This window comes from Pseudomonas sp. GD03842, from assembly GCF_029841165.1.
Taxonomy (GTDB): domain Bacteria; phylum Pseudomonadota; class Gammaproteobacteria; order Pseudomonadales; family Pseudomonadaceae; genus Aquipseudomonas.
In genome coordinates, this window is the sequence record NZ_JAOCEA010000007.1 from 172,377 (window position 1) to 179,324 (window position 6,948).

The window sequence follows — 6,948 nt, forward strand, 5'->3', positions numbered from 1 at the left end:
GCAGGCATAATCCCCGCTATCCACCGCCAGTGAAGAGCGTTACGGCCTTGAGACACGCGACATTCTGTTCAGATCCCGTCATGGCCAGCAGTTGCGCCAATGGCTCGGTACGCCGGGCGTCCCGTCGGCTGGGCCAAATCTACGATGAAGCCTTTCAGGCATGCGGCCTGAAGGCCACCCAGTATTCACTTCTGTCACAGATCGCCCGCAGCGACGAGCCGCGCATGCGCGACCTGGCTCAGGCTCTGGTGATGGACTTGTCGGCGTTGGGCCATACGCTCAAGCCGCTGGTGCGCGATGGCCTGGTGGAGTTGCAGATCGATGAGGCCGACCGCCGCAGCCGGCGCGTGCTGCTGACCGCTGCCGGCAAGCGCAAATATCAGGAGGCCCGCAAGGTATCGGAGCGGGTGTCGCAGATGTTCGACAAAACCTTCGGCGCCGAAGAGACGGTGAAGCTGCGCCAGGCACTGGACTTCATCGCCTCGGAAGGGTTCGCCGACGCGCTGCTGCAGGCGCTGAAAGCGGACCCGGCGTAAAGCTCTGCTTCAAGAGCCGCTGCGCCGACTCACGGATCGATGGGCGGATCGTCGTCGCTGTTGCCCGGGTCGGGAAACATCACGCCCACCCGCGGTCGGTGCAGGCCACGCGCAGGGGCCATCGCGGCCGATTCCGCGAGTTTGGTCGCCATCTCCCAGTGTCGGGCCTCTTGTCCCTCAGGCCTGCCCTCGGTTTCCCAAATCAGTTGTGCCAGTTGGCGGACTGCGTCTTCGTCCACACTCATGCCTGCCCCCCTTTGCCTGCTGACCCACCACGCCGCCGACATCGAGCCGAGCCCCAACCCTTCGATGCCCACGGCATGGACCAGACCGTCATTCAGTTGATCCTGAGGATGAAATCCGAGCGCCTCCGTGGGGGCGGTGAAAGCTGTAGACAGCCAGAACCGCCTGCCCGTCCCTGGACGCGTCACGGGGACGCCACGACGTCGCATGACCGAGTCTCCTCAGCACGACTCAGCCGCGACGCCGCAGCAAGAAGCTGCCCAGAATGCCCAGCCCGGCTGCCACACCGACCACCTGCCAGGGATGAGCCTTGACGTAGTCACGGCCCGTCTCAAGCCAGTGGGCGACGGGTGAAGGGGCGGACGCCGGTTCGGTTACGGAGCGCTCTGCCTGCTCGAGGAACGCGGTGAGCCGCTTGTGCGCCAGGGCGGTTCGATCCTGATGCAAGGCATCGCCCGCGGCGAGCAAGGCGTTGGTCTCATTAATGAAGGTGTTCAGTTGATCGCGGGTTTTGCGGTAAAGGTCGTCCGTCAGGGATTCGCTAACCTTGTTGATCTGGCTCATGGCAGTTCCGTTTTGGGCTCATGGAACTGGGTTGACACGGGCTGGATGGCATTCGTTCCGATGATCTTTGCCCGGCGGGCCCAAACGGCGCGAGAGGTGACGGCTCCCGCGCCGAAGCGGCGAAGCAACGCTTATTGCAGCGCCTGAGACCCCACCGGGGTGGTGCGCGCGGTGGGCAGCTCCTTGGCCACCGCCGGGGCCGTCTCGCGCATCTTCATCGCGCACAAGGTGGACACCACGCCCAGCGAACTGAAAAGCAGCGCCGGTCCCATCCAACCCACTTTGGCGTACAGCGCGGTGGCGATGAACGGTAGCGTACCGGCCACCAGCGACGCGCAGTTATAGCCCAGGGAAATCCCGGAGGACCGCACGTTGGCCGGAAACTGCTCGGTGAACCAACTGGCCTCGACCGCGAAGATCGGGTCATGGCTGAGAATCAACGCCATGGCCACGGCCACGATGATGAGGGGGACGATACCGGTATTGATCATCATGAACATCGGGATGCCGAACACGATGGTGAACAGCGAGCCAATCAGAAACACCGGTTTGCGTCCGATGCGGTCGCTCAACGCGCCGTAGAACAGGTGACTGCCCAGCCCGATCGCGGAACCGATCATCGTGCCCCAGAGCACGTTTTGCTTGGTGGCGATCCCCGCCAGCAACACGTAGGACAGCATGAAACTGGTGGCCAGGTAGTAACCGCCGGTTTCCGCCAGGCGCAGGCCGGCGATTTGCAAGACCTTGCGCCAGTCCTTGCGAATGACTTCCAGTGCAGGCTGCTTGATCAGCGCATTCTGCGCCTTGGCTTTTTCGAATTCAGGCGACTCGCTGACGCTCAGGCGAATCCACATGCCCACCGCGACCATCACCACCGACGCAAGGAACGGCGCGCGCCAGACCCAGTCGCCTTCGAACACCATGGCTGACAGCAGAAAGGCCCCGTTGGCCATCAGCAGCCCCAGGGGAATGCCGATCTGGGGCACCGCGCCGAAGAAGCCGCGACGATGGGCGGGCGCGTGTTCGCAGGCCATCAGCACGGCACCGCCCCACTCCGCGCCGAAGCCGATGCCCTGAATCATCCGCAGCAAGATCAACAGAATCGGCGCGATCACGCCGGCCTGTGCATAGGTGGGCAAGGCACCGATCAGGACCGTCGCCCCGCCCATGGCCAGCAACGACCAGAGCAGCACGGTCTTGCGCCCGAGGCGGTCGCCGTAATGCCCCGCCAGATAGCCACCCAGAGGGCGCATGAAAAAGCCCACTGCCATGGTCGCGAACGCGGCCAGAATACCGACGATCGGCTCTGTGGTGTGGAAGAACACTTGGCCAAACCAGCCGGCGGCGGCGGTGCCGTAGATGAAGAAGTCATAACTCTCCACGGCCGAACCGATCATGGAGGCGAAGGAGACTTTTCCCGCATTGTTCTGCTCGGGTGAGGCTTGGGTGGATTCGCTCATGGCAAACTCCGGGATCTTATTGTTGTTGTGTCGGGCAGAACGGGCCTGCCCGCTGCGTTGAAACGTACTGTCTTGCGGTACCGGCTAGGGCGCCCAGGTTTCGATCACTCGACTGTCATCACGCTTGCCCAGGCCCGACTCGGCCGCTTGGCAAAACCGCGCGTGAGCGGTGTCGAGCAGCGGTACGGCCGCGCCACAGCCTTGAGCGGCGTCAGCGACCAGCCCGCTGTCCTTGACGAAAATGTCCACCATGCTGGTGACCTGGGTGTCGGTGCCTTCGAGCATGCGCGGGCCACGGTCGGACAGCATCCACGATCCCCCTGCGCCCTGCTGCACCAGATCCAGTACCCGTCCCGGGTCCAGACCCAGCGATCGCGCCAGGCTCAACGCCTCGGCAGCCGCCACCAGGTGCACCGAACACAGGTGCTGATTGACCACCTTGATGGCCTGACCATCGCCGATCTCCAGCCCGGCGTTGCGCACCTCGCCCATGCTTCGCAACACCGGTTCGACATGGGCGACCGCGGCCGCCGGACCGGCCGCAAATATCAACAGGCTGCCGGTTTGTGCCCGCGCGACGCCGCCGGTGACGGGAGCGTCGACCACCTGCACGCCTTTCTCTCGCAGACGCGCGGCCTGCTCGCGCACCGAGGCCGGGCCGACGGTACTCATCACCACCCAGTGCTGCCCAGGCTTCAGTGGGCCGCATTGGCTGACCAACGCGTCGAGTTGCGCGGGGGTGGCAACCATGACCACGACGACATCGGCATCACTGGCCGCTTGCCAGTCAGCGCTGGATTCGATGCCATGCGTCAGCGCCAGCGTGCGGTTCGCTTCACTCAACTCGACGCCGATCAGCCCATGGCCAGCTTGCTGGATCTGCCGCGCCATAGGCAGGCCGATGGCCCCGAGGCCAATAAAAGCAACGTTCATTTTCGCGCTCCTTATACCAGCCACTGGCGGATGTTCGCCGCCATGACTTGAGTGGAAATGCCATAGCGATCATGCAGGGTCGGCAGCGCACCGGCGTCCAGATAGGCGTCCGGCAAGGCGATCTGGCGAAACACCGGGCTGATCCGCGCCTTGAGCAGGGCCAGCGCCACCGCTTCACCCAGGCCGCCGACCGTGCTGTGGTTCTCGGCCACCACCACCAAGCGCCCGCCGCGTTGGCATTCGCGCAGAAGCGTGGCCTCGTCCAGCGGCTTGATGGTCGGGACGTGTAAGACCGCGACCTCGGCACTGCCGTCGTCCAGCAGTTCGGCCACTTCCAGCGCACGCATGGTCATGATGCCGCTGGAGATGATCAGCACATCTTTTCCATCCCGCAGCAGGCTGGCCTTGCCCAGTTCAAAGCGGTAGTCGTACTGATCCAGCACCATGGGCACCTTGCCCCGCAACAACCGCATGTACACCGGGCCAGCGTATTCGGCGATGGCGGCCACGGCTTGGGCCGTATCCAGTGCATCACAGGGGTCGATCACGGTCAGGCCCGGCACCGCGCGCATCAGCGCCAGGTCATCGGTGGCCTGGTGGCTGGGGCCGTAGCCGGTGGTCAAGCCTGGCAGCGCGGCGCAGATCTTGACGTTCAGGTGCTCTTCGGCGATCACCTGGTGAATGAAGTCATAGGCACGGCGCGTGGCAAACACCGCATAGGTGGTGGCGAATGGGATCAGCCCCTCCTTCGCCATACCCCCTGCGGCGGCCATCAGCAGTTGTTCGGCCATGCCCATTTGCAGGTGCCGTTCGGGAAACTCGCGAGCCAAAATGTGCAGGTCGGTGTATTTCGACAAGTCGGCGGTCATGCCGACAATCCGAGGATCTTTTTGCGCGGCGGCCACCAGCGCGTGGCCGAACGGTGCGGCTTCGGTGCGCTGGCCTTCGCTGGCGATCGAGGCAATCATCGCCGACGTGGTCAGGCGCGGTTTTTGAGCGGTTGGCAGGTTCATTCAGGCACTCCTCGATTCGTAATGCGCGTCGAGAGCCTTGATCGCGGCCTGCCACTCCTCCGGCTCGACACGGATGAAATGGTTTTTTTCGCGGGTTTCCAGGAAGTCCACGCCCTTGCCCATCAGCGTGTCGAACAGGATGACCCGCGGCTGGGCCGCTTTGACTGCCATGGCTTGATCGAACGCGGCGATGACCGCCGCAAGATCGTTGCCATCGACCCGCTGCACATGCCAGCCGAATGCCTGCCATTTGTCCGCCAGCGGTTCGAAATCCAGAATCTCGCGGGAATTGCCGTCCGCCTGCTGCTGGTTGAGGTCGACCAGGGCGATCAAATTCCCCAGTTCATGGTGGGCCGCCGACATCGCGGCTTCCCAGGTCGAACCCTCGTTGAGTTCGCCATCGGACATCGAGTTGAAGACCCACGCGGGATTGCCTTTCATGCGCAGCCCCAGTGCCATGCCCACGCCGATCGGCAGGCCCTGGCCGAGGGAACCGCCGGAGATTTCCATGCCGGGGGTGTAGCTCGCCATGCCCGACATCGGCAGGCGGCTGTCGTCGGAGCCGTAGGTCTCCAATTCGCTTTCGGGGATGATTTGCGCTTCGATCAACGCGGCGTAGAGCGCAATCGCGTAGTGGCCGTGTGACAAGAGAAAGCGGTCACGGCCCTCCCATGACGGCTCGCCGGGGCGAACGTTCATGGCGTAGCAATAGGCGGTGGCCAGTACATCGGCCCAGCCCAGTGCCTGCCCGACATAACCCTGCCCTTGAACTTCGCCCATGCGTAATGCGAAACGCCGGATGCGCCAGGCGTGCCGGGCGACGCGATGCAGCGACGCTGCGCCTGCGTCGGCGGCCTGAGAACGTGTTGTCATGCGTGAGTCCTGCTTATTTTTATTAAGGGGTGACACCATCGTCAGCAGGCAACCAATTGATGTTTCGAATTCATCAAATGGCCTGCAAGCGATGTGCAATCAAGCTAGCATCGGCAAATAGCCCCTTACAAAGGACATTTTTGCAGCAATGAGTGAGCAGAATTCATTAATTCAGCAGCTTCGCCGGGTGCCGCTGTCAGCGCTGCGGGTGTTCGAATCCGCAGGCCGGTCAGGGTCGTTCATTCAGGCGGCCCAGGAGCTGGGCATTTCCCCGAGCGCCGTGAGCCATTCGATTCGCAAGCTGGAGGCATCCATCGACCTGCAGTTGTTCGAACGCACCACCCGCGAAGTCAACCTCACGGCCAAGGGCCGACTGCTGATGGAGCACGTGCAACGGGGTTTGGAGGAAATGCAGCGTGGATTTGTCCTGGCCAGCAGCGACGAACCCCCGCCTCTGCGCCTGCACACCGCGCCCAGTTTCGGCATGCAATGGTTGATGCCGCGCTTGGCCCGTTTCGTCCAGGCCCACCCGACCATCGACCTGCGCTTCTCGGCCAGCACCGATTACGCGCAATTCGAAAACGACGACTTCGACCTCGACATCGTTTATGGCGAGCCGCGATCGAGCCTTATCGAGAAAGTCCCGCTGGCCGTCGAGCACCTCACGCCACTGTGCAGCCCGGAACTGGCCCGAAGCATTCGCACCCCGCAAGACCTTTACGAGCATCGGCTGATTCAGTGCGATGTACAGATGCTGCAGTGGAAAGGCTGGTTCGAGGCCAACCACCTCATGTCCCCGCACCACTACGCCTTGCGCTTCGACCGTAGCATCATGGCCATCGCCGCCGCCAGCAACGGCATGGGGGTGGTCCTGGAGTCGACCCTGCTGGCCCAGACCGAGCTGGAAAAGGGCACCCTGGTCGCACCGCTGCGGGCCGTGACCCATGACGTGCAGTACATCGGCCACTACCTCGTCTATCCAAAACGACGAACCCGGCACGAGGCGGCGGAGGTGTTCAAGAAGTGGCTTCTGGATGAGTTGGGGTTGGGGTCCGCCAGTTTGCCCCGTCAGGATTGACCAAGTGCCGCGTGCCAACGCCAGCCCCCGGCCGTAGGTCGGCGCGACCAGGCCGGTGGCCAGAATCCTGTTCGCCATCTGGCAACTGTATGCAGTCACACAGGGCGCCAGCGTTCTCCTGTTAGGGTTCACCTTCTTTGAGGTGATCTTTGCAATTCTTCAAGGTTGGCCTGTACACGAAGCGGGGCGAACGGCCATTGAACGCGTCAAAGGTCGGGCCGATCCGGATTTCGCGCATTAACCATACG

At 63.3% G+C, this 6,948-nt stretch carries 7 protein-coding genes and 1 pseudogene; 2 read left to right on the plus strand and 6 right to left on the minus strand.

The genetic code is table 11. From position 1 onward, the window contains the following. Positions 1-80: 80 nt before the first annotated feature. The gene (locus N5D61_RS12380; protein WP_279892940.1) at positions 81-536 is read left to right on the plus strand and encodes a MarR family winged helix-turn-helix transcriptional regulator; all 456 of its coding nucleotides are present in this window, start codon (positions 81-83) and stop codon (positions 534-536) included. Between the two features lie 107 nt (positions 537-643). Here N5D61_RS12380 and N5D61_RS12385 read toward each other — a convergent pair. From N5D61_RS12385 to N5D61_RS12410, 6 genes and pseudogenes are all read right to left on the minus strand, one after another. Beyond that, positions 644-781 (minus strand): annotated as a pseudogene (locus N5D61_RS12385) (DUF2934 domain-containing protein); the annotation flags it as partial. A gap of 229 nt (positions 782-1,010) precedes the next feature. Then, positions 1,011-1,343, minus strand: coding sequence for a DUF883 C-terminal domain-containing protein (locus N5D61_RS12390; RefSeq protein WP_279892941.1), 333 nt, complete (start codon positions 1,341-1,343; stop codon positions 1,011-1,013). A gap of 131 nt (positions 1,344-1,474) precedes the next feature. Continuing rightward, positions 1,475-2,803: an MFS transporter gene (locus N5D61_RS12395; RefSeq protein WP_279892942.1), complete on the minus strand. Its 1,329-nt coding sequence runs from the start codon at positions 2,801-2,803 to the stop codon at positions 1,475-1,477. A gap of 84 nt (positions 2,804-2,887) precedes the next feature. Next, positions 2,888-3,736 carry an NAD(P)-dependent oxidoreductase gene (locus N5D61_RS12400; RefSeq protein WP_279892943.1) on the minus strand — a complete coding sequence of 283 codons (849 nt, stop codon included), beginning with the start codon at positions 3,734-3,736 and terminating at the stop codon, positions 2,888-2,890. Positions 3,737-3,747: 11 nt separating this feature from the next. After that, on the minus strand, positions 3,748-4,749 hold the full coding sequence (locus N5D61_RS12405; RefSeq protein WP_279892944.1) for a transketolase C-terminal domain-containing protein: 1,002 nt from the start codon (positions 4,747-4,749) through the stop codon (positions 3,748-3,750). Beyond that, positions 4,750-5,622 carry a transketolase gene (locus N5D61_RS12410; RefSeq protein ID WP_108238482.1) on the minus strand — a complete coding sequence of 291 codons (873 nt, stop codon included), beginning with the start codon at positions 5,620-5,622 and terminating at the stop codon, positions 4,750-4,752. Between the two features lie 148 nt (positions 5,623-5,770). Here N5D61_RS12410 and N5D61_RS12415 point away from each other — a divergent pair, with 148 nt between their 5' ends. Further along, positions 5,771-6,700 (plus strand): LysR substrate-binding domain-containing protein, encoded by a 930-nt coding sequence (locus N5D61_RS12415; RefSeq protein ID WP_279892945.1) that lies wholly within the window; start codon positions 5,771-5,773, stop codon positions 6,698-6,700. Positions 6,701-6,948: the final 248 nt, after the last annotated feature.

Coding starts and splice junctions, on each gene's coding strand:
- N5D61_RS12380 (WP_279892940.1), top strand. CDS start 81: ATGGCCAGCAGTTGCGCCAATGGCTCGGTACGCCGGGCGTCCCGTCGG.
- N5D61_RS12390 (WP_279892941.1), bottom strand. CDS start 1,343: ATGAGCCAGATCAACAAGGTTAGCGAATCCCTGACGGACGACCTTTAC.
- N5D61_RS12395 (WP_279892942.1), bottom strand. CDS start 2,803: ATGAGCGAATCCACCCAAGCCTCACCCGAGCAGAACAATGCGGGAAAA.
- N5D61_RS12400 (WP_279892943.1), bottom strand. CDS start 3,736: ATGAACGTTGCTTTTATTGGCCTCGGGGCCATCGGCCTGCCTATGGCG.
- N5D61_RS12405 (WP_279892944.1), bottom strand. CDS start 4,749: ATGAACCTGCCAACCGCTCAAAAACCGCGCCTGACCACGTCGGCGATG.
- N5D61_RS12410 (WP_108238482.1), bottom strand. CDS start 5,622: ATGACAACACGTTCTCAGGCCGCCGACGCAGGCGCAGCGTCGCTGCAT.
- N5D61_RS12415 (WP_279892945.1), top strand. CDS start 5,771: ATGAGTGAGCAGAATTCATTAATTCAGCAGCTTCGCCGGGTGCCGCTG.